Source organism: Vibrio thalassae (genome assembly GCF_900089835.1).
In the GTDB taxonomy this organism is placed as follows: Bacteria; Pseudomonadota; Gammaproteobacteria; order Enterobacterales; family Vibrionaceae; genus Vibrio; species Vibrio thalassae.
In genome coordinates this window covers 30,400-54,429 of sequence record NZ_OANU01000047.1, presented here as the reverse complement: position 1 = coordinate 54,429, position 24,030 = coordinate 30,400, and the positions used below count along the sequence as shown (strand labels likewise).

Here is a 24,030-nt window from a genome sequence, read left to right as displayed (position 1 = left end):
TTAGTGCGTCTTCTGACAACGAACCGTGGTTTCTTACTCATTAAGTGGCCATTGGGACAGTTTTAAAGCTTTGTGTGTGTATCGCAAAGGTAATTGTTACTGGGTGCTTAACGGTGCCTTTGTGGAGGCTTGAGCCGTATGCAGTGAAAGTTGCACGTACGGTTCTGAGGAGGGAGGCACCTGGTAACAGGTGCCGCCTATCCGACAGTTTATGGTGATTGAGTTATATTACAATAAGATTACTCTAATTCGGGCTCAGTTTGAATAATCAGGTTGATAGTGCACTGCTTAGCGAGGAGGTCAATGCTATGTTTGACTTTACGAATAAAAAGGCTTACATCGAGTCAGTGGCGAAGGATGTAGCGCCTAAACTATGTTGCAAATTTGGGAAGAAATACGATTATTCGTTTCAGGAGATTAGTTGGGTATTGAACCAAGTCGATCGAGCCGACGATAAATTATATAAATCCGTTGCTTACGGAATGATTCGTCCCTACAGTAATGCATTAGATCAGGAACTAAATGAACATTTAGGTGATTTATTGGAGTTTAAAAAGTCCGTCGGAAAGTCCCTATTTAACGTATTTGAAGTTCCTTCTTTTGATAGCTACTTATTATATGCCGAAGTAAATTTAGTCCCTAATAATAAAGTTACGAATACTAGTCTAGATAGCTTCGGTGCAATAAACTTTCTTGATTTGTGGAATGGTGAATAGTAAAAAGGGCTTTGCTCCCTAAATTCAGAGGGCTAAATCATTAACCTGTGGTCTGCTCGGCTAAGTTCACTCAAATACTTAGACTGATCTGTTCCAGCCAAACTAGACACCGATAGAAGAGACTTTTGCCATACCTGAAGTTATTCATTAATTGCTAATGTTCGATTTTCCGAAGCTTATAATTGTCCAAAAACGAGCTTAAAAGCGATCAATCTCTATTGTATTTTTTTGCTCTTTGGAAATGGTAAATCTCTGAAAAACGATCAAACTTTAGCTTTAAAAATGGCCATCCATGCCAGTTTTAAGTGCAAAACCGATCAAACATTATTGTTGTATCCCGACACTTGGATAACCCACCTGGCCATAGTGGTTCGTGATAGCTCGATTCCCGACTGGGTAAACAGCGACTCTTGGCGGTAAAGTGGCATCGCGTACTGGTATTTGAGCCCATTTCACAGTGGCTTGTGCATGTCATCAAGGTCCAGCGAAAAAAAGTGATTGTAGCAATGCATGTACATACGCGTTATGCGATGGTATTTTGCGGCGTGAAGAAGGGGGATTGGCTTGAATTTACGAACTTACTTGTCGAGCGCCTGTTTAACAACCTTCACTTCTTTATGGAAGAGTTAGGGAGGGGCGAGGATGACAGTTTTCGTGAGATGTTTAACTGCTTCCCTGCTCACCATCCACGTCCTTATTTTTGCCAGCGAGGCGATCGCAGCGTGCAAAGCCATATCAATGATGTAGCTTGGCAATTCGAAGACCGCGTTTATCAAGTGGGTACGCTGCCTGATAATGAGTTTGAATCCGCTTCGTTTGACGAGTGGGTGAATAGCTTGCTTCGCAAAACTAAAGTAAGTAAGGATTACTTCTGTCCCGATGAAGAGATGTTCCTGCAGTGGGCAAGCCATTATGGTCAGTTGCACGACGATGAATTGCGGCTAGTTCGTCCGTTTTTCTCCTCCCTACGTTGTCAAATGATAGATAGTATTCAAGATGAAGCAAAAATAGCGGAAATCCAGGCACAAATGGAAATGGTCGCGGCCTCGATGACGGATGGGACTTCACAAGAAAAAGCGACCATCCCAGATCACGTGGTTGATCTCTTTGCTTTCAAAAGTGACGTTAAGCATTAAGTGGAGACCTAGCATCTTAAATAGGTGTTCCTTTTAGGAGGTCGATTCATCCCCACCATTTAGGTTCATCATCATAATCCCCATCATATGGAACAAATGCAGCAAAAGTGGCGATGACCGCTTAGTTTTTGACTGGTTGTTCATTCGTGACCCAGGGTGTGCTAACTCTAACCTAACTGCCCCTTGTGCTTTTTTACTACGACCTGATGGTTTCCTCTCCTTGTACGTTTTAATACCTTTGAGGGCACCGAGCCATTCCGATTTATTTATGCTGCTATCGAGGTATTGCGTTGCCGCGCGCCAGTGCGACTTAGGGATAAATAAGTGGGTTGTCGCCAGAAACTTGCTCAACTCAATGGGTGAGTTGAAATGAATACCCGAGCGAGAAACACTGGCGTGCTTGAGGGCATACGTAATGGTATCGACGATAGCTTCATGGTGTTGGTGGTAGTGTTCTTTCAAATCCTTTATGTATTGATTCTGCGTTTTGATTTCAATGGAAGTTTTGAGTGCTGAGGGCAGAAGTTTTGTCGAGCGGGCATTAGAAAAATGACGGGAGTATTGCTGACCAGCCGACTCCGTGGAAAATGCTTTGATGTGTTTGGCATTGCTGATCCACTTGTTTAGTGTTGCGTCGGTGATTCTTAGCCTCGCACAAATGTCTTCACGACTAAAACCTTGCTGATAAAGCTCTAGAGCACTTTGGCAAATCGGAAAGGATTGGACTTCTCTATCTTTTTTAATATGGAGCGTGGGAACAATACCATTGTCTATGTTGGTTGATAGCTCTTGAATAGCGAGCGTTTTCATCAAGTAAGGCAGGACATATCGTTTGAGTCTTTTCTCTAGTGGGACCCTTTGAGGCAATAAGCCCACTTGGCTCATTGCGCCTTGAGGAAGTGAAAAGTCGATCTCTTTCAGTTTTTGAGCAACGATCCAATCAGAAAAATGGAAGTAATGCTCAAAGGTCATCCGTGGCGATTCATGACCCGCCATAGCGGCGATGGCATCGTAGCCGTTCATGGCCGATCGTCCAAACACGATGCCTTTGATTTTCTGGAGCTGGCTTCTATCGTATGGGGATAACTGTTGGGATAGTGATCTTAAGTCATCGACTTCCAAGATAAGTTGCAGCCTACTTAGACAGCTATGGCGAAGGTGGTGAAACACAAAATAGTTCAATTGGGAAAGGGACTTGAGCAGTTCCCCGACAAGCATAGACACTCGAAAGCTATCTACTGGAAGCTTTGCGTCGGCACCAAGCGAAAAGAAGGGGTGTTTTTGTCCAAGCTGTTGTTCCTGCTTGATATGGTAATAGTCGTTGATGATTTTGGTTTCGTGCTCAAGCAACATTGGGTAGAGCGGTACTTTACGTAAACTTGCCGCGGTTTTGTTTTGACCGAGGTGATTGTCTCGAATGGAAAGCCAGCCAATTCTGGAAGGCTCAATGTCTTTGATTCGTAACTTGACCAACTCATTGAGTCGTAGACCACATCGATAGGAGAGGATACACATTGATTGAAGGCACAGCTTATCGGCTTCATTTAGCCCCTCAGTAGAAGAGATACCGTTAAGTAGACCTGTGAATAGTGCTTCATCGACAAATGCGGCGCGAGTATGGGCTTGCGTAGGGTCAGTGTGTAAATAGTCACTCGAAATAGGCGTAAGCACATTGGCTTCCACAGCAAAAGCGTGTAAGTCTTTGAGTCGACCAGCAAAGTACTTCTTTGACTTGACTGTCGTGTGGCTGTCGATGGTTTGCTTATAGATTTGTTCTAATTCTTCACTGTTGAGTGAATTCAGTTGATATCTTTCGCTGAGGTAAAGCCATTTGCGTGTTAGGCTCGAATGGTACGCTTTTAAGGTGCCGACACTGCAAGAGTCTAGCTTGTGGCGATACCACTGGATGAGTAAGCGCTGGTTTATTGCTTCTTCACTCGATATTTCCGCTATTAACGTTTCCAGGCTTTGCTTGAGTGTTGCTTTGCTCACTGGTTTGAGGGTTCCTTTGGGGCGCAAACAAGCTTTTAGTTTGTCAAAGAGCTCAAGGTGTTGTGATATTGGTGTCGCATTCTTTGCGCTTAACTCAGAATCTGAGGAAGCCGAAGCGGAGGTAAAGTCGATATCCGTCAATGGATAGACCATTGGGTGAATCAAGCGGGCAAGATTGCTCGGCGGAAGACCGTAAGATTTTGTTTTGCTCACCTGGTATTCAATGAGCGCTTGGCTGATCGCTAAATCAGATTGGTTTTCTGCCACGTATACCGAGGTTTGGCAAAGTTGACTGAAAGTCAGGTCGCATTGATTTCTTGTCAATATGGTGCCCAACTCGCCTCTATCTCTAGGCGCATGCCAACTATGGCGCCGCCACCGTTTCCATAAACGCAGTAAGCCAAGCGTAATCGGGTGAAGGTAGCAATGAAATTGGGTAACTTTATTTCCCGCGACATCAACATTGGTGTTAAAGCGTTCAGAGTCGATAGTCACGCTAATAAAAGGCGAGTAATTCCAATGGTCCACTTTGACGTTTGAGCTAACAATTAATCGTTGGAAGGCGTCTACAACATCAGGATTCGCTTGGCCGCTATGATAGATGAGCGAAAGTATGAGATTCCGAAAAGCTTGCTCTTTGGATTGAGTGGGCGACTTCAGTAGCTCACTGAAGTACCAATGTTGATAGAACTCATAGCCTTTCCAAGCATTCTGCATCCAATCGAGCGTGCGAAGTGGTTTAGGTGACTTTTTAGTGACAATGTAACTTGGAGGGCTGACCTTCCAGTTATGGAGTTTTTGATAACTGAGGACGTTTTTTACACCGATGTTAAAGGCACGTCGGTAATCGCCAATTCGCCCAAATATGTGGGTGATGTCATCGATGAACTTCGCCCAATCTTTATAAAAACGTTCTGGTTTCGGTACTATGACTGGGTTCGGGAAATATTTCTCAAATACTTGCTGTGCTTTTTGATTGACTCGCTCTATCTGGTTCAGTCGATTTTTACGGCGAGCCTCAACACCAATCTCAGTCATATGTGGCCTCCACACCAATATCTAACAGATGTTCGTTAAGGATGTGTGAGATCGTCACCATATGTTGGCGGGTGAGCGTACTAAACTCGTGAAAACTGCGCTTCGATTGATTCATGTGTCCCATCCAGGCGTTAATGACTGAGGTGTCAACGCCCTTTGCCGTTAATAGTGACCGAGCGTGATGCCGTGCCCAATTGGCTTGGAGAGGGAAGACAGAGTCAATGAAAAATGTGTAGTTTGATGGTGTACACGGCTCATACTGACTTTCTCTTAAGTAGAAAAAGAGATGAGTCTCCCCTGTGAGTAAACGTTTATACTCGAGTGATAGTTCCGGTTGAGTGTTGGCGAGCTGTAATACTCGTCGCTTGCAATAGCTCAAATAGTTGTCGAGGATTTTAATCGTGATGTCTGGAAGCTTGATGACGCGGCTATTATCACCAATACCGGACTCTTTGTCTGAAATCCAATAGTCGCCTGTTTGCAGCGATAGGTGCGTGATTTTTCCAAACCAACCGGTGACGGGGCGATAGCCTGATGCAATCGCAAGAATAAGCTGAGTGTAAATCGTGATGTTGTTATGGAAGCATTCATCTTTTGGCTGCTTTGAGTTCAGTTTTGACTGAAGGTGTGAAAACAATGAAGACAAGACATCCGTTTCAATAAATAGGGGTGAACCAAGCGATGAAGGGCTGGGAGCTTCATCGAACAGAGTTAACGCGGAGGGAGCTGGGGTTAAGTGTGATAGGAAGTCCAAGTAACGGTTGTATGTTTGAAGTAGGTAGCCATCAGAAAGCTGTAGGTAAAACACAGCAGGTATGGTGTTAATTGGCTCACCTGTAAGCAAAGCAATAATGGTCGATTCAACATTTTCATGCGACAGCTTCTGTCTGAGATAGGATGTAACTTTTCTCAGTGTTAGATGTGTAACATGCCGTTTGTTAATGTAACTGAGCAACCCTTTCAGCTCCGTTTCTTCCACACCCTTGAAAGTAAGGCTGCTCAAGCTCTGACAGACAATCTGCGGTAAAGGCAACCAAAACTCTTCCGAGGTTTTTTTCAGAAGGGGTAGGAGCTCAGCACGCTGCTTTTGAGAAGGCAGCCTGTGCTTTCGGCAAAAGCCTACGAGCTTTCGGTGCGAGGAGCGTTTACTTTTCAGCTTTTTTGCTTGGGTGTAGGTACTGCCGCTAAATAGCATAACAAGCAATAACTTGGCTGCCATCAAAGTGTTTGAATTGGTGCTGATTTGTTCCATGCAATAGCGAACCAAGGCACCTATTTCATAAATAGTCGCACTGTCTATATCGCAAGCAAGACTCATGTCTCTCTTTTCAATACGAGCTTGAATGGCGCGAGCATGCAATGCCCCAGCTGCATAGCTCGGTTGATTATGGGTATAGCTGCTGACTATACTTGTCGTTCGACTGCTCTCACCGTGGTGGTCTTCTTTTTGCCAGCTATGACTCGTTGATTTGGGGCCTTCGTTGAACTGTGTTAGCTCAAATAACCCCTCTTCACCATCGTCATCGAGTGTTTTGAGTTCACCTTGTTCAAGGCGACCACTTTTTTTGAATTCGCTGCCAGTAACATTACGGCTGTAGCCGTCCAAGTAGTTTAAAGTGGACTCATAGGGTCGGCGATAGTGATTAAGTTTGTCGACCACTTGGTTCGGGGGACGATCTTCATTCTCTTCATCAACAAGAGTTTTAAACGCTTCTACTAGCTGGTGAAAATTGAGTTGCTCAATGTCTGGCAAGTAAGCTGCCATCGTTTCTCGTTTACCATTGGCAAATAACCTGACGTCATTACAGATTGCTTCGATTTTAGATTGATGCGTGCCAATAAATGAAAGACGCGCCACGGACAAAAAAGTCAGCGCTTTGTATTGATCGAATTTGTTGCCGTCATAGGAAGTAAGTAAAAGATTGGATGACAAGAAAGCAGGCAGATAGTGGACACCAAGATTCTTATTATTCGAAATTGAGATGACTATGTCGTGCAAATTTGCCGAAACTTGCGGGCGTTGTATTCTTTGGGCTTCTGAAACAAGAAAGGGGATTTCGGGGAACTCGTTTCTATATTCTTCTCTGATGATGGTACATAGCCGAATGACTTCGGTTGCGAGAAGGGCATTGTGACTCTCATCGAATGGGAAGAGTTTCCTCAAAAAACGCTCGATATTCTTGTGTTTAAACCGCTCTTTTACGCCCTCAAACATCTCGTTTTGTCTCCCGTAACAGCTGCTCAAAAATCGAAGGTTCTTCACTGGACGGCGTTTGTAGGGTTTGCGCTTTTGCGTTTTGCTGAGCGAGAGAACTTCTCGAAGAGTGTGTCATGACGGAGAGCTGTTTTTGGCTCAATTTATTCTTATCAAAAAGAGATTTAATGATTGTGTTTGGCACCTGTTGATTAAGTGCTCGACGAAAGTCTTCTGCTGATTTGTTGTCGATTGAGGAAAGCATGGTGCGTAACACGGCCAACCAAGCTCTTTTCTCGACTTCAACATCACTCATCTCATCGTGAATAAGTACTTCGCAGTCGACGAGCTTCAGTGTTGTTAATGAAAAACTGAACGATTCAAATCCGGAGATAATGGCGATTTTGTTGTTTGATATGCGTACGGCCTGAAGCGTGAGTCCGACATTAATCTCATCTAAAGACGACTGCTGCATAACCGCTTTATCCACCCAAAACTGCCGAGAATGAAAGAACGAAAAGGCGGGTAGGGCAGCACTATGAATCGAAAATTCTAATCGATTTTTTGAACGATTCGACAAAAGATGAGACATTTCAAACACTCGTTTAAGTCACAAAATGTACAATAAGTGTACATTAACTGAGACTCAAAATTAAAATATTCGATCAAAAATGGTCAAAAATTGGGTTGAGATTTGATAGGGGGTGGTTGAATAACACATTGAAATTAAAAATTTTTAGAATTTTTCGCCAATAAAAAATTGAGTGGGTGTAATGCTTCCAAGCTGATGATGCGGGTTCGATTCCCGCTGCACGCTCCAAGTCTTCTTCAGTTACATCTCCTAATATTCATAACACATTAATCCACCCCTCGTAGCTGTGCCTTTAAGTTTGCTAATATCTTCAAGTGTTCTGTTTCTTAAAATAGTCTAGATTGGTTTTACTTTTATGCTGCCAGCGTAGGTAGAGTATTGAGTAGGAGCGTTAGGATTATCCACTTCATCCTTCTGGTTGCTCAACGTTAAAACCGCGTAGAATGTTCGAAAGAGTAACAACAGCAAAAATAGCAATCACAATCGCTAAGTGCCATGGCTGACTCAGTCCTACTTGCACCAGTGTCATACTCACGATGGATGATACGACCATCTGTCCGCCACCCGATAGCGCTGCCGCCGCACCTGCTTGCTTCTTATAGGGCAGCATAACCATTGCTTGAGCACAGGGTAGAGCGATACCATTGCCAAGAATCATCACCAGTTGACCGAGCATTAGGTATAAAGGCTCAAGCGGAGCAAAGAATAACCATATAGCCGACAATCCATGAAGAATAGGGGTACAAAGCAGCATTTTCTTAGTACCTATTAATGGACGAACGCGGTTACAGATGGTGGTGCCTAAAATCATTCCAAGTGCTGGAATCAAAGCCCAAAGCGCGTATTCATCAGAGTTCATTCCGATTTGATTTTGCATAATAAATGGCATCACCGAAACGGTCGTAATCATCAGACTAAAATTGAGCCAGCTAATACTAGCAAAACTCATAAAATAGCTAGAGCGTATCAATTGCCAATATTGAAATAACATTTTCTTTGGTGATGGGATCGAAGACTTTTGGGCCACCGTTTCTTTGAATTGAAATGCGATCACCACCCAGGCTAAAGCAACATAACTGAACAAAGAAACGAAAACCATACTCCAACCAGAGTGGAAATTGATAAACCCGCCGAGGACTGGAGCGATCACGGGTGTGATTGATGCGGCCATCGCAATATAAGACATAGCAAGGGGTAAGTCCGCTCCGTTAAATTGGTCACGAGTCGACGCTCTTGCGAGCACTGCGCAACATCCCGTGCCTAAACCTTGCAGAAAACGACCCAGTACCATTCCCTCGAAGGAATGTCGAAAGAACAGAATCGTAACAAGTCCAAACAGAGCAATAACCAGACCAGACAACAAGACTTTCTTTCTCCCGACCGCATCTGAAATTGGGCCATATAAGAACTGAGAAGGACCGAAACCTAACAGATAGATGCCAACAAGCAGTTGTGCTTGATCTAGAGAAATATCAAAGTCCGCAGCGATCCAAGGTAATGAGGGAAACACCAATCCCATACTCAACTGGCCAACACTGATGATTAAGCAGGCAAGCAATATTATTCTGTAGCGAATTCCGTTTGTCATTATGGTTCCGTAGCGGGAGACTAGAAATGGAAAAGAGGTTATCTAGATATGGCTGATATAGTACTCGGTTTATTATCACTTTGCGCTATGGATGAATGTAAATCTACGTAAAAAGCCAATGGTAACAATGTGCTACCGTTGGTTTGACGAGGCTAAATTCCCTTTGAATATTGATTATTGGTCGTGGGCGATATCAACGCCCCGATAGTGTCATTGTGCGTATGCTCAGGTTGGGCCAACCACTGTAAAAATGTTTTGATAATAAGTGGCTTGTCGTCGCTGATTTGAGTTTCTGTTTGAATGCCTCGCAAATCTATAAACACATCGGTAATCAGATCGTTATGATCGTTGACTACCGCTAAGTTAAGGACATTTAACTCACTATAAAGACTGTTGTATGAACCTCTTTGTTTATCGATCACGTATGGATTGTCTTTCAAATTGATGATGGATGTGCGTTTATTACAGCGTTTCAAGCACCCATTGTTTACCTTTATTTTTTTACATCCTGCGGTCTGCTGGAACAAACACTGGCGACTGGTAAGCAGTGTATTTGGGTGATAGATACTATAAAAGGTTCGCATCTTTGTCGGGCGACGGATGTGTTTTAGCTGCTTACTACTCAACTCATTAGACAAAAACGCACCGCTAGCCTTATATTCTTCGCTGAGGCATTTTAGCGAGTAAGAATTTGCCGTGTTCATATGAGGCCCTGCCACCCAGTTGAGCCCGAGCCTCTGAGCATGAAAGCCGACACCAGAGTTGTTAGCGATTAAGATTGAGGGTGCTACGGTCTCTAGCAATAATTTTGCCGTTTCAAAATCGTCGCCGATTAAAATAGCAGGGAACCACGGCTTGAGTAGAGGATTAGCCTCAAACAGGGCGATAAGTGACGTTAATTCAGCATGCAACCCCATAGGAAGTTGGTAATAGACATCAACGTCAGTATTAACAGACAGCGCAGCGTCCTCTGCGGATGAAATTAGGATAGATAGGCCCTTAGTGTTATCAAGTGCTGGGTTGTCAGGCAAGCACGCTAACACTGGAGCTTCAATCGCCCCTTTTAGGCTGCTCGCCGCTTTTGTCGTATTGAGCGTCATCGCCGAGATTTTTCTCTCAACATTCTCAATAATATCCGTTTTCTTGTCATATAAACCACGCTTAACCGACTGTATATCATCGGTGGTTGTACACTGATAAACCTTTGAAAAGTGCGTTACTGCATGGTCGCGTGGGTTATTGATATACATGTTTTTTCCGTAGTCAACTTGTAAGAACCCGTTAGAAAAATCGCGATTGAAGACAGTGTAGAGCTCGGTGGTATCTGTTGACAGTGCTTCGCCTTGGCAAAGACGATCAATCTGTTTTCGCCAGTTGTCGACGACGGTATAAACATAATGAGCCTTCTTAATGCGTCCCTCGACTTTGAGTGAATAGACGCCAGCATCGGCGAGAGCTTGAAGGTCATTAAAAGCAGAATTATCTTTTAAATTTAGAGGATAGTCTGAGCCTGCGTTGGTCGTTTCATATTGTTCACGGCAGGGTTGACTGCATCGACCACGGTTACCAGAAGCGCCATTACGGGCAGAACTAATATAACAAAGGCCAGAAAAACCGATGCAATAAGAACCGTGAACGAAGACTTCCATTAATACATCATGTTGGTGGCAAAAATGCGCTAGGTGGCGAATCTCTTGGAGATTCAACTCGCGCGAAAGATTGACGCGACTGACAGTCATGCGCTTTAGAAATTCGATTTGTCCCGCATTGTGAGTATTCAGCTGCGTAGATGCGTGAACATCCAAGTTGGGAAAGTGATGCTTAAGTAAATACGCGAGCCCCAAATCTTGAACGATAACACCATCGATATCCGTTTGCGCGAGTTGGGAAAGAAGTCTTAGAACCGCAGGAATTTCACTTTCCAAAATCAAGACATTGAGAGTGAGAAAGATCTGACAGTTGTTCGCATGTGCTAGTGCTAACACACCGGTTAAGTTAAGTTGTCCAACGTTAAGTTTGCCGCACGGTTTCTAGCATTGAAACGATCTAATCCGCAGTAAACTGCATCAGCACCCGCTGCAATGGCTGCTTTTATCGATTCAACATCACCACCAGGTGCCAATAGCTCAAACTGATCTCGCGTCACTTCTTATACCTTACTAACAAAAATGAGGACGTATTTTACGGCAATTAGCGCTGAATGGCTAAAGTAGTGTCCTCACAAGTAGTAGGGAGGTTTAAATATCGATTTTTCTAAACAATGCTATCAGTGGCTGGATGCGTAAAGCTAAGCAAACAGGGAGTTAAAGAACAATCTATAAAGAGGAAAAACAATCGACTCGGAGGATTATTTTAAACACCGGCAGAATATTGAATGGGTATGAGAATACTTAAAGATGCCAATTGTCTTCCCTCTGCGATTTAAATGATAACAGAGATTGAGGCTAAGAAAGCGCCGTATAAACAAGCGATTGACGAGCAAATAAGAAAAGGTTTAAGAGAAGAAATTATCGCGTTAGATCTCAAGAGAAATCTGCCGATAGAGAGCCAATAGGTAAGGGTTCTTGCTGAGCATAGCTATTAACAATTGGCGCATTCTCACCCAAGGATCTTATTACGACCTGTCGTTAGGAGATTGATGGCGAGAAAATCGATGCGAAAGCAAAAAATAAAGTTCCAATTTCCTGTATCGACGGCACTGACTTCACGATGGCACAATATTGACTTGGTTCACAAAAAAGCTCAGAATCGCCGCTTAAATTACAATGTGGACTTCCGTCTCATCACTAATGAAAGGCAAAACTATGACTAACTCAGCAACCATCGTGTTGGAAAAACCGGTCGAACTTATCGATTCGAAATCTAAAGTGTTTATGCGCGAAGCGCTTACTCTAGTGACAATGGCTGCGTCAATCGCAGTACCTTTACTCTTTATCGCTCTTGTTTGGATTTAACATTTTTTATTCTGCACACATGGACGTGCAACATTTCTAATTAGCCTCACTACCACTCAAAAGCGACGTTGATTAAACGGGGTGTGCAAACGGTCGTTCTCAATCATATCTTGAGTCAATTTTCGGTCAATTCTCCCTAATTCTGATTAAGATCAGTGTTATAGCTATTTGTAGCTTAGCTGCTCACGTGTTGTGAATAAGATCACTCCTCGAACTAGCATTAGTCAGTAAAATGATCGGTCTGCACGATGTAGTCAGTACGCTCGTCAAATACTATCCGTTTCGCTAGGAAGCGAACAAGTCTGGTTTATCAATGCTGTCCATAGAAGATAACAAAAAGAAGTGGGATTTTTTCCAGAAGCATCATTGGGTTTCTCCTGAATTCATGTTGTCACCTATTCTGGAGTCGTGGGAACGTTGCTCGAAGCAATCTAGTCCTTATAACTGGTCGAAACCTCATATTGCTTCAGGCTATACCTTAAAGTCACTCATCAAGCGCAATGAGCGAGTGATTACCTGCGCAACGACTGTCATTGAAGATACTTACGACTTGCTGCGTGACGAAGCTGTTATTCTGTTTGTGACAGATGATAGCGGCTGTGTCCTATTTACGGTTGGACACGACGATTTACTGCGTGAGGTGAATGAACTGGGTTTGAAGAAAGGCTGTTTCTTCTCTGAGGGGAAAATAGGAACCAACGCTATCAGCCTGACCTTAAATACACACATGCCAACGGAAGTGTTTGCTGCTGAGCATTTCAATCGTCATTTGCACCCTTATGCGACAACAGCCGCACCGATTTTTGATACATTTGGTCGCTTAAGAGGCACCATTTCTCTACTTAAGCGAGCCAAAGAGTACAGCAAAGAAAACCATGTCATTATCTCTTCTTGTGCGAAAGAAATAGCCTTGCAAATACATGTTCAAAACGAGCAGGAGAATATGAATCGTCTTTTGAACGCACACAATGCAACGCTAGAGTGTATGGATGATGGCTTGTTAGCATGGAATGATGAAAACCGTATCACCATGGCAAATCAACAAGCAGAACGTTTGCTGAAGTTCAAAACGTTGGATGTGATAGAAAAAGACATCTTTTCTATTGTTCGTTTTGCGCCCTCTATTGTGACAAGTATTAAAGAAAATAAGATGATTCGTCGCAAACAAACGACGGTGGAGATTGGTGGCGAATTTATTGAATCGATCATCACTCTCAGACCGCTAGTCGATGGGTCTAAATTACTGTTCATTCACCCAATCGACAAAATTCGTGAGCTAGCGCAGCAGCAAATTGGTGGGAGCGCAAAATACACCTTTGCTAATCTTAATGCACAATCAAAAGGCATGAAACATGTCATCACGGTTGCCAAACGCGCGATCAAATCTAAATCCCCCATCTTGATTACTGGCGAAGAAGGCGTTGGAAAAGCTGACTTGGCGATGGCGATACACAATGAAAGTGACTTTAAAGAAGGCCCGTTTATTAGTATCAATTGCCGCTCACTGTCGTCAGAAACCATGATTCGTGAAATGCTTGGTTATGATGATGAAGAAGGGCATGGTTTGCCCTCTAAGTTCGAGCTGGCGCACAACGGCACACTGTATTTGGAGAAAATAGAGTATCTGAGTCCAGAGTTGCAAACGGTTATTTTAAAGCTGCTGAAAACTGGCTTAGTCAGCCGAAGTGACAGTCAGAGATTGATTCCGGTTGCATTTCAACTGATTACCAGTACTACCTCTGATATCAGTGAGTATGTGGCCCAGCGCTCCTTTGGTCGTCAACTGTATTACGAAATTTCTTCTAATGAGCTTAATATTCCTCCGCTAAGAAAGCGTAAGGAAGACATCGAACAGTTGGTGATGATGATCATTACCAACTATGAGAAACGTCACAATGTGGCGGTGTCTATTGAACGTACAGTAATGGAAGCGTTAGTGCAGTTTAGTTGGCAAGGAAATAATTCGGAGCTAAAAAGTCGTATGGAACGGATTCTACTCAATCGCAGTTCTAATATGATTGCTTTGGACGATATTCCTGAAGAGATTAAACACAACTCTAACGATGCTATGGGCAAAAGTGGCAAACAAATTCTGACACTTGAGGAAGTAGAAAAGAAAGCCATTATTCAAGCTTGGAATCTGTTTGACGGTAAGATGCAAGACATGGCGAAGGCACTGAACATAGGCAGAACGACGCTGTGGCGTAAGATCCAAAAGTATGGGTTGGATGAGCAGACCTTAAGTTGATGTGTAGTTATTCATAGTCGATCTTTCACTGCGTTTAGGTGACTAAAAACATTCGACTAAGTCACGTAAATCAGTTTCGCGACGCGCTGGATGAGATCCCCTTTTTCAAGGGGATGACGCAAATTTTGGGAATGGTTTGAAACGCGAAAAGGAGTAGATTAGAGCCAGCCACAACAGCGAGCTCAGAGATGAACAGAAACGCTCTATACTCCTTCATTTTTGCTACACTCAATTTTAGTCGTCATTCTAACGAAAGTGAGAATCTCCCACCGCGCGTAGGTGACTATAAATAATCGATTAAGTCACGTAAATTGGCTTCGCGACGCGCTGGATGAGATCCCCTTTTTCAAGGGGATGACGCAAATTTTGGAAATGGTTTGAAACACGAAAAGGGCCAAACCGATTTGGGGAGCGCCTGTCAGTTCTATGCACATCAGCGAAACAAAACCGACAGAGTGCATTTAGACTAATTCAGTTGATGGTTAAAAATGCTGACTACTACGGCGTAACTCTGCTGGGTTTAAACCATAGTGTTTTTTAAACTGTTTACAGAAGTAACTCACATCACCAATTGCGATTTCCTCGGCAATACGGCTTAAAGGTAGAGTCGAGTTACTAATGCGCCAATGAGCATGTCCAAGTCGAACTTTTAACCAATATCCTTTCGCTGTAGTATCGTATTCTTCCTTAAACAAACGATCCAATTGACGTCGGCTAACACCAATTCGGTTTGCGATATCATCAACGGTTTGTTTTTGAGAGAGCAACTGTCGCATTAGTGCAGTCGCTCGTTTGAGTTGAGGCGGTGAGTAAGAGCTGTTGGTTTGTCCAATGGATAGGGACTTTACGCCATGATGATTTTGCCGAGTTTCATCGACGAACATGTCGGCAAGCCCTTTTAGCGCTCTTTGTCGACCGCTGTGCAATGCAATCAGTTCTACGGCCAGTTCAATCGCGGCAGTGCCACCTACGCAGGTAATTCTCTTTTTATCAATACAGTAGAGCTGTTCAGAGAGTAACTTAATATCTGGGAATTCACTTGCAAATTCCTGTTCATGACGCCAGTGAACAACAGCGCAGTGGTCACTCAATAGTTGACAGGCAGCAAACAAGAAACTGGCATTATCGATAGCGACTAATGTTGCTCCTCTCGCCGCGGCTTTCTTAAACAATGGTTTGTATTGTGCGGCACTTTGCATACTTTGCGCTGCACCTCGTGATCCAAAAACTACCACATAGTCATAGCGTTCAAACTGCGCCTCTTTAAGAGCGAACTCAGCTTCAATCGACACACCGCTGCTCGAGGTAACCAAACCCTTTTCGAGAGAGACGACGTTCCACTGACAGTAACGTTGCTGACTATAATCCTCTTCATCGGCAGAAAACCGTAGTTTGTCTAAAAATCCCCCAAAAGGAAGCATGTTAAATTGAGGCAAAACGACAAGTAGAAAGCGAACATCGATGTGCGCAGATGAGGTCATGGTAGTCGCTCCGCGAGTGAATGAAGTGTCTAAAAATTACCGTATAAAGTCTATATATTACCTAGTCCAAAGGCTAGCGATTCGTATACTGACGTCATAAGTTGTTTACTGAGATCATGAATAATGACATTTGATGTCTGGCTTGTTTATCTGTTTAGTGTGGTGTGTTTGTCGTTAGCTCCGGGACCCAATGGCATGCTGGCGTTAAGCCATGGTGTGGTTTATGGCAAAAGGAAAGTACTAGCAACGATTTCTGGGGGAGTGGTTGGCTTTATCTTAGTGATTGCGATGACGATGTTCGGTGTTGGCGCGGTGATGTTAGCCACTTCAGAAGCGTTAACCATCTTAAAATGGCTAGGGGGAGCTTATCTTATTTATTTGGGCTACAAGCTTTGGAATAGTCCAAGCCCGTCTGAGGTAGATATTGATAAGACGACGAGTACAAGAAAGCGTGGTTTGTTTATCCAAGGGTTTGTGGCAGCGGTTTCTAATCCTAAGGTGTTATTGTTTTTCGGTGCGTTTCTACCCCAGTTCATGAATAGTACTACGCCGTTAGTTCACCAATTTGTGGTCATTGCTGCGACGTTTGCGGTGGTGGAATTTGCGGTTGAATACCTGATTGCTCGCTTAGCAAACAAGCTGCGTCCGTGGTTAGCGCAACATGGGAAACGTTTTAATAAAGGGTGTGGGTCCGTTTTTGCGGTACTTGGAGCGAGTTTTATCGCTTCCTAAATCAAGTTAGGTCTGACGATAGATGGCTCTATCGAAAACTCGCGACCAATCAAACATGAATCGTCATCACAAGCGTGTAAAAAAGACACCTGCTTATTGCTGCAAAACTAAATTCAGCGATTATGAACGTTCAAAATAGTAGGAGAGGTTAGCGATTACTCAATGGAAGTCAGTAATAGCACCAACTCCCAACTAGAGCGTGGACGTGTATGGTTTGGGTTTATCAGGAAAGATTCCGAAAATAAGCGAATTAGCTTTCCTTCATTGCTGAAATGACTGAAGGATCATTGAGCAAGTTGAATAATAGGCTTTTAGCCGAAGAACGCTGTGAATCAGTCAGCACTTTTTTCGGGTTGTCTCTGGTTTGAGTGATAATATTCTTTACAAAGCGACTGTTTGTACCAGAGAGCTCATAGACATAGCTAAGTGTGCTGATCAGTTCGTCCTGAGGTAAGCTATAGACCGCCATTTCACAACTCAGTCCATCCATAGCTAGGAAGTTGTTGACCACCTCTTTACGCTCGGCATTGAACTTTTCTTTTGCTATATAGCCATCAATCAATGCTTGTACTCTATCTGCGATGGCGACAGGTACTTCCATTGTTTTTGTTTCATGGGTCATTATTAAATCTCCTCTAAATGGGATTAACCGCTGCTTCATTTCGCTACTAATTATTGCAACCATTGATATTAACACTGCAAATAATGGTGGCTTGAGCTTTCGTTGTTGTTTGATCATTCTGCCATACGCTGGGCGTGCTTAATAGTCACCAAGTTCATTTCTGCGCTTATTGGAGACTATTCGATGGGGATTTGTTCGATTATTGCAAATAAGCCGATGTTGAAAGGTTTTAATACTGAGAGAAGGCGATTATTAATAATGAAAATAGCTGAAGCTCTGCGCTTCAGCTATACAGGATTGCTATAAAGATGATCAGTTGCTCACTCGCTCAAGTACGGATGAGTCCGTATGAGCAAATTCTCCGTCGTAAATACTCAGAATCGTAGACTGTGAGTAGGTTAGCGTGTCACCATCGATTTTGATATTCATGCTAAAGCCCGTTGTACTGGCCTTGTCTTTCATAAAATTGGACTCGGCTACACCTCTTGAAGACATAACCAATGTCATATTGTTACCAGCGGGGCCTTCTGCAGTGACGCATGTTGTGCGTGGTACACAAAAGGAGTTATAAACGATTTGGTTTTCCTGATCATAGATGAAGTAACCTCGCTGATCATGGAACTTAGAATCGTCCGCTTTTCGGAAAACTTCTTGTTTGTAATACAGGGCAACTAACGTTTGCTCGCTCGCGTTAACCGCATCGGCAGCGACTTCAAACGTCATTGTCTCATAAAAGGGAGTAATTGCAGGCGCACCTTTACCTTGTGCCGTTCCTTCTTGCGCAGGAGAGATATCAACGCCGCCACTGTCGACTGATTTCCAGCTCCCGACGAGCTGAGCAAGAGGACCAAAGTCCATACCATCGATGACAGTGTGATCCGCCATCGCAGGCAGAGGTGCCAATAATAAGGCTGAGAGACTGAACGTTATCGTTTTATTCATATTTGCTTCCTTTTGTGTATTTAGAATTGTTGTGATGACAAAATGTTAGCCAAATACAGGTGAGCAAAAATTATCCGAAATCATCTTAACTGTTTGGAAAGTAATGAATTATGCAAAGATAGGTAACAGCTTGTAACAAAGGATAAATATCAGGGAACTTTCTCACGCCGAATAAAAAAGAGCCAGCATAAGCTGGCTCTTGTTTCTCATAACGACAGAGACAATATTATTGACCAAGTTGGTGTGCAGTAAGGATTGCTGCAAATACACTTTGTGCCGTGACAGGGAATGGCATGTTGTGAATGGTTTCACCTTCAGCTGTTGCGCCTTCTGCGACTGCAAATAGTTTGTCTTTATTGATTTCTTTCACGCCCATGTCAAATAGGTTGGTTGGTAGACCTACTGAACGACAGAAGTTAAGAACGGTGTTGATCTCTTCCATTGGTGCATTTTCTAATACAAGCTGAACCAATGTACCGAATGCTACTTTTTCACCGTGATAGAGGTGGTGACACTCTTCAAGCTTAGTTAGACCGTTGTGAATCGCATGCGCTGCAGCTAAGCCAGAACTTTCGAAACCGATACCACTTAGATATGTATTTGCTTCGATGATGTTTTCAACAGCGGTTGTACTCACGCCATTTTCTACAGCAACTTTTGCTTTCAAGCCGTCTTCAAGCAACGTTTCGTAGCAAAGTTTAGCTAGAGCTTGAGCAGAGCGTGTTAGTGCGCCGCCAGCCATCGTTGACTTGCCAGACGTCATGTTTGCACGGGCTTCGAAGTAAGTAGATAAAGCATCACCCATACCAGCAACGAGTAAACGAACCGGTGCGCCAGCGATGATTTTGGTATCCATAACAACCATATCTGGGTTTTTCGGGAAGAGTAAATATTCAGCGAATTCACCCTCAGGCGTGTAAATTACCGCTAGAGCACTGGTTGGTGCATCGGTAGACGCGATAGTCGGCACAACCACAACAGGAATCTTAGTGTAGAACGCAACCGATTTAGCAGTGTCGAGTGTTTTACCACCACCAATACCGATGATGACGTCATTCTTCTGTGTCGCGCAGATGTCTGTAAGACGGTCGATCTCGACACGTGAACACTCGCCATTAAATACATCCATTGCTAATGGCATATCTTCTTTAGCAAAGCTTTCTTTTACCGTTTCGCCTACCAGGCCAGTTACAAATTCATCAGCAATAGCAAGTGGGTTAGCGCCAAGTGCTTTTACATAGCTAGCGATAGAGCCTAAGACGTTTTCACCTTGAACATACTTACTTGGGCTAATAATAATCTTGTCCATTTTTTCAGACCTTCTGTTAATGGTTATCTTTGTTTCAACGTTGGATTCATCATAGGTATCGAGACTGCGTTTACTAAGTCATTCTCCACTGTGTTTGTTGTTTTTATGACATAGCTAGCAAAGCAAGTTTTACTGAGAATACACAGGAAGCTTATATCTTGGAGTAGATCACTAAAATGCCGAAATAGCGAAATTCACGTTCCAAAATGAAACGATAAATAAAGCGAAATGTTTCATTTTGGAACGTAAATTCTTTTCGTTGTCGGTGCTGAAATTGTTCATATTATAGGTTCAAACCTACACAAATTTAATTAAACGAACATTAAAAATTACAAAAGAGAAACATGGCATGAAAAAGCTAATCAATAGTGTTGAAGACGTTGTAAAACAGCAAATGGAAGGTCTTGCGGCCTCTCGCCCTCAATTGAAAGCAAACTACGAGCCTCGCTATATGTGGCATGAAGAAACGCCTGGACAAGTTGCGCTTGTCTCTGGTGGTGGTGCAGGACACGAACCATTGCATGCGGGCTTTATTGGTAAAGGTATGTTGACCGGTGCTTGCCCAGGTGAAGTGTTTACCTCTCCAACACCAGACCAAATGTACGAATGTGGTAATCAAGTGAATACGGGAGAAGGTGTTTTATTCTTCATCAAAAACTACACAGGCGATGTGTTGAACTTTGAGACAGCTGTAGAGCTGCTTCATTTTGATGGCATCAAAGTTGGTTCTGTGCTGATTGATGACGACGTAGCGGTAAAAGACAGCCTATACACAGCAGGTCGTCGTGGCGTTGCCGGTACCGTTCTTGTAGAAAAAATTGTCGGCGCTGCAGCAGATAAAGGTTATTCGTTAGAGCAATGTGAAGAACTGGCACGTCGCATTAATAACAATTGCCGTTCGTTCGGTGTTGCCCTAGATGCATGTGTTGTACCAGCAGCGGGTAAACCATCGTTCCAACTTGAAGATGATGAAGTTGAGTTTGGTGTAGGGATTCACGGCGAACCAGGCATTGCGCGTATCAAATACACCAATGCTGATGAGTTGGTAGATAAGATGTTCCTTGAGCTAAAAGAGAACATTGCCTACAGCCGTACCTTGCGTATTTGGAACCGTGTAGAAGGCCAATGGGATGAAGTGGAGTCTACAATCGAGAACTTCGAAACGGATCATGATTACATCGTGATTGTTAACGGTCTTGGTGCAACACCTGAGTCTGAGCTTTACGGCGTTTATAACCGTCTTGCTCAAAACTGTGCGAAAGAAGGGTTCTGCATCGCTCGTAACTTGGTAGGTAACTACTGTACATCACTGAACATGGAAGGCGTGTCAATCACACTTCTAAAAGCAGATAAAGAAATGCTAGAGCTATTCGATGCTCCAGTAGATACAGCAGCAATGAAGTGGTAAGCCGAGGATTTAGACATGCAAATTGAAAAACAACACATCATTAATTGGCTTGAACTTTGCGCGGTATCGTACGAAGAAAACCAAGATTTTCTCACTGATCTTGATCGTGATATTGGTGATGCAGACCACGGCCTTAACATGAACCGTGGCTTCAAAAAAGTAAGAGAAACATTACCGAACGTTGAAAAGCAAAATATTTCAGCGATCTTGAAAAACACCGGTATGACTCTGCTTTCTAGCGTCGGCGGTGCGAGTGGTCCGCTTTACGGTACACTATTTATTCGTACAGCTGCTTCGGTGGGAAGCCGTGAATCGTTGACCTTTCAAGAGCTGATTGATGATCTCAAGAGCGGTGTTGATGGCGTTATCTCACGCGGTAAAGCGGAGCAGGGTGACAAGACGATGTGTGATGTCTGGTTACCTGTGCTTAATGAGATGAAAACATCTCTAGAGAACGGTACTAGCCCAGACCATCTACTTGATGAAATGGTGGAAGTCGCAGAGAAAAGCGCAACTTCAACGATTGAAATGCAAGCGAAGAAAGGCCGTGCAAGCTATTTAGGTGAGCGTAGTATCGGTCATCAAGACCCTGGCGCGACGTCATCACTTCTTATGATTAAAGCGCTAAGACAGGCGATAGCAGGAAAGTAAGCATGGTAGGCATTGTAGTAGTATCGCATAGCCGCCTATTAGCAGAAGGAGTGGCCGAACTGGCCACTCAAATGACGCAGGGCAAAGCTAATATTGCGATTGCAGCTGGGGTAGATGATCCCGAGAACCCAATCGGCACCGATGCCATCGCCGTGATGGGTGCGATTGAACAGGTCTGTGACCAAGATGGCGCAGTTGTTCTTATGGACTTGGGTAGTGCGCTACTGAGTACTGAAATGGCATTGGAGCTGTTGGATGATGAGATTCGTGACAAAGTCGCGTTAGTCTCTGCGCCAATCGTCGAAGGTACAATGGCTGCGTCAGTTGCCGCCGCCGCTGGTTTATCCATTGAAGCGGTTATCGCAGAAGCATCAAGTGCTTTAGACGTGAAAAAAGAACATCTAGGCGAAGAGAACGCCCCGCAGGCGGTGAATGTTGTTCCTGAGCTTGCTGACGATGTGAATGCGCTCAGCTTTGAATGGGACGTCAAAAACCCGCACGGTATCCACGCGCGACCAGCAGCGGCAATCGTTGGCTGTCTAGCGCCTTTTTCTTGTGATATGTATCTAGAAAAAGCAGGGCAAAGAGTCAGTGCTAAAAGTCTGAATAGTATTGCCAAATTGGGTGTTCGTTGTGATGAGTCGATTACCTTCTATGCCAGTGGTAGTGATGCCCAGCAAGCACTAGAGGCGTTTATTGGTCTTGCTAATGATCACTTTGGCGAAGCAGAACAAGTGGCGAAAGGCGTTACGGCTCAAGAGGTACTGGAAGAAGCTCCAACCATTTCAAACGATATTGAAGGTGCGTTGGCTGGTATTAGTGTCAATGGCGGCATCGTAACTGCCCCAGCGGTCATCTTTACTCAAGAAATGCCAGTGGTTCCGTCGCGTCCATTTACCGACATACAACAAGAAGTTGCTAAGCTGAAACATGCTGTTGCCGACGTTAAACAACATCTAGAGGCTCAAGCTAAGCTCCCTCATGGTGATATTTTTGCTGCTCATGCCATGATGTTAGCTGACCCTGAAATTGCCGCTCAAGCAGAAGCAAAAGTGTCAGCGGAGTTAATCGCTGAACAAGCGTGGATGGATGTGATGATGTCGCTCGCGGCACAATACCAAGCGGCAGACAGCCAATACATGCGCGAGCGTGAAGCGGACGTTTATGATATTTGTCGTCAAGTGATGCTGTCATTAACGGGTGAGAAGCCAAAGGCGATCACCATTGCTGAGCCAAGTGTTCTACTAGCGCGAGATTTGATGCCTTCTGATGTAGCAGGTCTTGATAAGTCGAAAGTCGTCGCTATCTGTTTAACTGAAGGCGGTAAAACGTCCCACAGCGCTATTCTAGCCAGAGCGATGGGAATTCCTGCGATCGTTAAAGTACAAAGCTGTCTTGAACAAGTGAAAGTAGGCGATATCATTACGGTAGATGGCTTTAGTGGTCTATTGTGGTTTGCGCCAACTCAAGCGATTCAAGAAGAGCTCAATAGCAAGCGTCACGAATGGCTTGCGGCGCAAGAAATTGCGTTACAGCACGCTCAATCACAAGCAGTGACCCAAGATGGCACAACGATTCACGCACTTGCGAACATAGGTGGCCCGGAAGATGTTGAAGCGGCGATAACCAATGGTGCAGAGGGCGTGGGTCTGTTCCGCACCGAGTTCTTGTTCCAAGAAAGTGCGGAGCTGCCAACAGAAGATGAGCAATATATCGTCTACAAAGAGATTGCAGCGGCGTTTGGCGACAAGCCAATTACAATTCGTAGTCTCGATGTTGGTGGTGACAAACCGCTTGCAGCGTATCCGATGCCGGAAGAAGAAAACCCGTTCTTGGGTCAGCGTGGCGTGCGCCTTTGCTTGAAGCATGAAGCGCTATTTGAAACCCAGCTGCGTGCTATTTTAAGAGCTTATGAAGAGCAACCTAATATTCAATTGATGATTCCAATGATTGCAACGGTTGCGGAAGTGAAAGCAGTGAAAGCGCTGATCACGAAACAGTGTGAAAAGTTGGGCATATCTGAATCCACTTTGCCGGTTGGTATTATGATTGAAGTGCCAGCGGCGGTGTTCAACGCGGACGCTTTAGCGGAAGAGGTCGATTTCTTCTCAATCGGTACTAATGACCTGACTCAGTATGTTATGGCTGCTGACCGAGGGAATACCGAAGTCGCCGAGCTCGTTAATTACTTTGAACCGGCAGTGATCAAAGCCATCGAACTGACCATTCAATCGGCAAACAGAGCCGGCATTTCGGTCAGTATGTGCGGTGAGATGGCCGGGGATGTAAAAGCGACAGAACTATTGATAGGTCTTGGGCTGAGAAAATTCAGCGCCAGCTCTACGCTGATTCCAGAGCTTAAACAAAAAGTACGTTCTCTTGATTTTGCACTTGCATAACTATCGTTGAGAAACCAAAAAGCCAGTA

16 protein-coding genes and 2 pseudogenes are annotated in these 24,030 nt (G+C 44.0%); 8 read left to right on the top strand and 10 right to left on the bottom strand.

Annotation, left to right across the window (positions count from 1 at the left end; genetic code table 11):
• Positions 1-308 precede the first annotated feature (308 nt).
• Positions 309-716, top strand: coding sequence for a hypothetical protein (locus VTH8203_RS14160; protein ID WP_096994259.1), 408 nt, complete (start codon positions 309-311; stop codon positions 714-716).
• A gap of 338 nt (positions 717-1,054) precedes the next feature.
• Here VTH8203_RS14160 and VTH8203_RS14155 read toward each other — a convergent pair.
• Positions 1,055-1,159, bottom strand: a pseudogene (locus VTH8203_RS14155) (IS66 family transposase); the annotation flags it as partial.
• On the opposite strand from VTH8203_RS14155, the gene VTH8203_RS14150 reads away from it, so the two are divergent.
• Positions 1,127-1,852 (top strand): DUF6933 domain-containing protein, encoded by a 726-nt coding sequence (locus VTH8203_RS14150; protein ID WP_370739236.1) that lies wholly within the window; start codon positions 1,127-1,129, stop codon positions 1,850-1,852. The pseudogene VTH8203_RS14155 and the gene VTH8203_RS14150 sit on opposite strands and share 33 nt — an antisense overlap.
• Before the next feature lie 33 nt (positions 1,853-1,885).
• Here the strand turns inward: VTH8203_RS14150 and VTH8203_RS14145 are convergent, their stop codons facing one another.
• The 5 genes and pseudogenes from VTH8203_RS14145 to VTH8203_RS14125 all read right to left on the bottom strand — a co-directional run bounded on the left by VTH8203_RS14145 (position 1,886) and on the right by VTH8203_RS14125 (position 11,402).
• Positions 1,886-4,882 carry a tyrosine-type recombinase/integrase gene (locus VTH8203_RS14145; protein WP_096994257.1) on the bottom strand — a complete coding sequence of 999 codons (2,997 nt, stop codon included), beginning with the start codon at positions 4,880-4,882 and terminating at the stop codon, positions 1,886-1,888.
• Complete coding sequence (locus VTH8203_RS14140) at positions 4,875-7,097, bottom strand: hypothetical protein (RefSeq protein WP_096994256.1); 2,223 nt, start codon at positions 7,095-7,097, stop codon at positions 4,875-4,877. Before VTH8203_RS14140 ends, VTH8203_RS14145 begins: the two co-directional genes overlap by 8 nt.
• The gene (locus VTH8203_RS14135) at positions 7,090-7,668 is read right to left on the bottom strand and encodes a hypothetical protein (RefSeq protein ID WP_096994255.1); all 579 of its coding nucleotides are present in this window, start codon (positions 7,666-7,668) and stop codon (positions 7,090-7,092) included. Before VTH8203_RS14135 ends, VTH8203_RS14140 begins: the two co-directional genes overlap by 8 nt.
• 406 nt (positions 7,669-8,074) lie before the next feature.
• Positions 8,075-9,256, bottom strand: a complete 1,182-nt coding sequence (locus VTH8203_RS14130) for a multidrug effflux MFS transporter (RefSeq protein ID WP_096994254.1) — start codon at positions 9,254-9,256, stop codon at positions 8,075-8,077.
• A gap of 152 nt (positions 9,257-9,408) precedes the next feature.
• A pseudogene (locus tag VTH8203_RS14125) lies at positions 9,409-11,402 on the bottom strand (peptidase U32 family protein).
• A gap of 658 nt (positions 11,403-12,060) precedes the next feature.
• On the opposite strand from VTH8203_RS14125, the gene VTH8203_RS24780 reads away from it, so the two are divergent.
• Positions 12,061-12,210: a hypothetical protein gene (locus VTH8203_RS24780; RefSeq protein WP_167385825.1), complete on the top strand. Its 150-nt coding sequence runs from the start codon at positions 12,061-12,063 to the stop codon at positions 12,208-12,210.
• A 313-nt stretch (positions 12,211-12,523) separates the two neighbouring features.
• Complete coding sequence (gene dhaR / locus VTH8203_RS14120; RefSeq protein WP_096994253.1) at positions 12,524-14,458, top strand: dihydroxyacetone kinase operon transcriptional regulator DhaR; 1,935 nt, start codon at positions 12,524-12,526, stop codon at positions 14,456-14,458.
• A 482-nt stretch (positions 14,459-14,940) separates the two neighbouring features.
• Here the strand turns inward: dhaR and VTH8203_RS14115 are convergent, their stop codons facing one another.
• A complete protein-coding gene (locus VTH8203_RS14115; protein ID WP_096994252.1) occupies positions 14,941-15,939 on the bottom strand; it encodes a GlxA family transcriptional regulator in 999 nt (332 codons plus the stop codon).
• A gap of 123 nt (positions 15,940-16,062) precedes the next feature.
• Between VTH8203_RS14115 and VTH8203_RS14110 the strand changes: the two genes are divergently transcribed.
• Positions 16,063-16,671, top strand: a complete 609-nt coding sequence (locus VTH8203_RS14110) for a LysE family translocator (protein WP_096994251.1) — start codon at positions 16,063-16,065, stop codon at positions 16,669-16,671.
• Between the two features lie 250 nt (positions 16,672-16,921).
• Here VTH8203_RS14110 and VTH8203_RS14105 read toward each other — a convergent pair whose 3' ends face one another.
• The 3 genes from VTH8203_RS14105 to VTH8203_RS14095 form a co-directional block, all read right to left on the bottom strand.
• Entirely contained in the window at positions 16,922-17,293 is a 372-nt protein-coding gene (locus VTH8203_RS14105) for a hypothetical protein (protein ID WP_096994250.1), read from the bottom strand.
• Positions 17,294-17,605: 312 nt separating this feature from the next.
• A complete protein-coding gene (locus VTH8203_RS14100; RefSeq protein ID WP_208617751.1) occupies positions 17,606-18,235 on the bottom strand; it encodes a heme-binding beta-barrel domain-containing protein in 630 nt (209 codons plus the stop codon).
• 226 nt (positions 18,236-18,461) lie between these two features.
• Positions 18,462-19,544 carry a glycerol dehydrogenase gene (locus tag VTH8203_RS14095; protein ID WP_096994249.1) on the bottom strand — a complete coding sequence of 361 codons (1,083 nt, stop codon included), beginning with the start codon at positions 19,542-19,544 and terminating at the stop codon, positions 18,462-18,464.
• A gap of 349 nt (positions 19,545-19,893) precedes the next feature.
• On the opposite strand from VTH8203_RS14095, the gene dhaK reads away from it, so the two are divergent.
• The 3 genes from dhaK to ptsP are packed head-to-tail and all read left to right on the top strand — an operon-like array spanning position 19,894 to position 24,002.
• Positions 19,894-20,952 (top strand): dihydroxyacetone kinase subunit DhaK, encoded by a 1,059-nt coding sequence (dhaK, locus tag VTH8203_RS14090; protein WP_096994248.1) that lies wholly within the window; start codon positions 19,894-19,896, stop codon positions 20,950-20,952.
• Between the two features lie 15 nt (positions 20,953-20,967).
• A complete protein-coding gene (gene dhaL / locus VTH8203_RS14085) occupies positions 20,968-21,603 on the top strand; it encodes a dihydroxyacetone kinase subunit DhaL (protein ID WP_096994247.1) in 636 nt (211 codons plus the stop codon).
• Between the two features lie 2 nt (positions 21,604-21,605).
• Positions 21,606-24,002, top strand: coding sequence for a phosphoenolpyruvate--protein phosphotransferase (gene ptsP, locus VTH8203_RS14080; protein ID WP_096994246.1), 2,397 nt, complete (start codon positions 21,606-21,608; stop codon positions 24,000-24,002).
• The last annotated feature ends 28 nt before the right edge of the window (positions 24,003-24,030 follow it).

Bases quoted from the DNA above. Each gene is read 5' to 3' on its own strand.
- VTH8203_RS24780 (WP_167385825.1), top strand. From the start codon at position 12,061: ATGACTAACTCAGCAACCATCGTGTTGGAAAAACCGGTCGAACTTATC.
- VTH8203_RS14140 (WP_096994256.1), bottom strand. From the start codon at position 7,097: ATGTTTGAGGGCGTAAAAGAGCGGTTTAAACACAAGAATATCGAGCGT.
- ptsP (WP_096994246.1), top strand. From the start codon at position 21,606: ATGGTAGGCATTGTAGTAGTATCGCATAGCCGCCTATTAGCAGAAGGA.
- VTH8203_RS14160 (WP_096994259.1), top strand. From the start codon at position 309: ATGTTTGACTTTACGAATAAAAAGGCTTACATCGAGTCAGTGGCGAAG.
- VTH8203_RS14135 (WP_096994255.1), bottom strand. From the start codon at position 7,668: ATGTCTCATCTTTTGTCGAATCGTTCAAAAAATCGATTAGAATTTTCG.
- VTH8203_RS14130 (WP_096994254.1), bottom strand. From the start codon at position 9,256: ATGACAAACGGAATTCGCTACAGAATAATATTGCTTGCCTGCTTAATC.
- dhaK (WP_096994248.1), top strand. From the start codon at position 19,894: ATGAAAAAGCTAATCAATAGTGTTGAAGACGTTGTAAAACAGCAAATG.
- VTH8203_RS14110 (WP_096994251.1), top strand. From the start codon at position 16,063: ATGACATTTGATGTCTGGCTTGTTTATCTGTTTAGTGTGGTGTGTTTG.
- VTH8203_RS14100 (WP_208617751.1), bottom strand. From the start codon at position 18,235: ATGAATAAAACGATAACGTTCAGTCTCTCAGCCTTATTATTGGCACCT.
- VTH8203_RS14095 (WP_096994249.1), bottom strand. From the start codon at position 19,544: ATGGACAAGATTATTATTAGCCCAAGTAAGTATGTTCAAGGTGAAAAC.
- VTH8203_RS14115 (WP_096994252.1), bottom strand. From the start codon at position 15,939: ATGACCTCATCTGCGCACATCGATGTTCGCTTTCTACTTGTCGTTTTG.
- VTH8203_RS14145 (WP_096994257.1), bottom strand. From the start codon at position 4,882: ATGACTGAGATTGGTGTTGAGGCTCGCCGTAAAAATCGACTGAACCAG.
- dhaL (WP_096994247.1), top strand. From the start codon at position 20,968: ATGCAAATTGAAAAACAACACATCATTAATTGGCTTGAACTTTGCGCG.
- dhaR (WP_096994253.1), top strand. From the start codon at position 12,524: ATGCTGTCCATAGAAGATAACAAAAAGAAGTGGGATTTTTTCCAGAAG.
- VTH8203_RS14105 (WP_096994250.1), bottom strand. From the start codon at position 17,293: ATGACCCATGAAACAAAAACAATGGAAGTACCTGTCGCCATCGCAGAT.